The 1,802-nt window shown below is 58.9% G+C and carries 2 protein-coding genes; one reads left to right on the top strand and one right to left on the bottom strand.

Translation table 11 applies throughout. The features are described 5' to 3' along the window. Positions 1–818, bottom strand: an 818-nt coding sequence (locus AC1DH9_RS28405; protein WP_477809259.1) for a universal stress protein, incomplete at its 3' end; no start/stop codon positions are given. Between the two features lie 226 nt (positions 819–1,044). Between AC1DH9_RS28405 and AC1DH9_RS28400 the strand changes: the two genes are divergently transcribed. Continuing rightward, positions 1,045–1,656: a MiaE family protein gene (locus AC1DH9_RS28400; protein ID WP_054597031.1), complete on the top strand. Its 612-nt coding sequence runs from the start codon at positions 1,045–1,047 to the stop codon at positions 1,654–1,656. Positions 1,657–1,802 lie beyond the last annotated feature (146 nt).

Here is a 1,802-nt window from a genome sequence, read left to right as displayed (position 1 = left end):
GGCTTGAGCACCAGCACATCGCTTTCCAGCGAATCGAGCACCACTTCCGCGGTGTTTCCGATCAAGGCCCCCGAGAACCCGGTGCGTGCCACGGTGCCGATGACGGTCACCGACGCCTGCAATTTATGCGCGATGTAGGGAATCAGCACATCGGCCGGACCTTCTTCGATATGCAGATGCTCATCGTCGATGTCGAACTCGGCCTGGAACGCCTTGCACGCTTCGCGGTAGCGGGCCTCGATGGTTTCCTTGAGCTGGAACACCGGGTCGGCCGCCGAGAGCATGGGCGATGGATGGGCGCTGATGACGTGCAGATGGGCCTTGGCCAGGTGAGCGATGTCGAAGCCATGATCGACGATGCTCGCATGCAGCACGCGGTGCTCGGGGTCGTTGTTGCCCACGTCGATGGCCGCCAGAATCTTCCCGCCAGTCCAGGGTTTCGAGGTTTTCACCAGTAACACCGGGCTCGGGCACTGGCGCAGCAGCTTCCAGTCCGCCGGGGTCAGCAGGGCCTTTTTCAGCGGGTTGTCCGGGAAGTGTTGCTTGATCACCAGCCCGCAACCCTCGGCCTGCTGCACATCGATGATGGTTTCATGCAGGCTTTTGTTCCAGGCTTGCTCGGTGGTGACACTATGGCCGTCTTCCTGCAGGCTGGCCTTGAGCACGCTCAACAGCGCCGAGTGATCATGCTCTTTATCGCAGATCAGCAAGTGCAGATGCGCCTGAGTCACCCCGGCGATCATCTTGGCGCGCTTGAGGGCCAGGCTCTCCTCGGGCAAGGGTTCGATGACCACCAGGATGCTGCGGATGGCTTGCATGGTCGGAATCTCCGATGAATGAAAAACACGTCGTTGCACAACTATAGTTGCTGGTCGTGAACTCGGGTCTTGATGCATATCAAGTGCCGCGACTGGTGGTCTGCCGGCAGGCACGTATAATCGGCCCCTTCGCTGTGAACTTATTGCCCGTGAGCCTCATGTTACTGAACCCTGAAATCGTCGCCGTCCTGCCCAATGGTCCTGTTGAACTGTCGGAAGTGAGCCAATGATCCTTCCTGAAATTCACGAATTCCTTGGCTGTCGCACGCCCGATGGCTGGGTTCAGGCCGCACTGGCCGACCAGGAAACCCTGCTGATCGACCACAAGAACTGCGAGTTCAAGGCTGCCAGCACCGCGCTCAGCCTGATTGCCAAGTACCATTCGCATGTCGACCTGATCAATTTGATGTCACGCCTGGCCCGGGAAGAGCTGGTGCATCATGAGCAGGTCATGCGCCTGATGAAAAAGCGCAAGATCGAACTGCGCCAGCTGTCCGCCGGTCGCTACGCCTCGGGCTTGCGCAAAGTGGTGCGCAGCCACGAGCCGGTCAAACTGGTCGACACGCTGGTGGTCGGGGCGTTTATCGAGGCGCGCAGCTGCGAGCGTTTCGAAGCGTTGGTGCCGCACCTCGACGAAGAGCTGGGCAAGTTCTACTTCGGCCTGCTGAAAAGTGAAGCGCGGCATTTCCAGGGGTATCTGAAGCTGGCCTACCAGTACGGCGACGCCAAGGACATTGCACAGGTGATCGACAAGGTTCGCGCCGCCGAGCAGGAACTGATCGAGTCCCCGGACATCGAGTTCCGCTTCCACAGTGGTGTGCCGGCGGCAAGTCTGTGAAAGAAAACAGGCAAATTGTTAAAAACTCTTAAAAACATGAAAGTTCTCCGAAAACCGGCCCGCGAGGCCGGTTTTTGCTATCTGGCATGGTCGGTGACGAGGGGATTGGCGCCTATAATGCGCGCTCTCAATCATCGGCTCACAGA

The sequence above is a fragment of the Pseudomonas sp. 05T35 genome (assembly GCF_056396605.1).
Note: the sequence above shows the minus strand (reverse complement) of the source record. Positions and strands in the feature narration are given on the sequence as shown.

Coding starts and splice junctions, on each gene's coding strand:
- AC1DH9_RS28400 (WP_054597031.1), top strand. CDS start 1,045: ATGATCCTTCCTGAAATTCACGAATTCCTTGGCTGTCGCACGCCCGAT.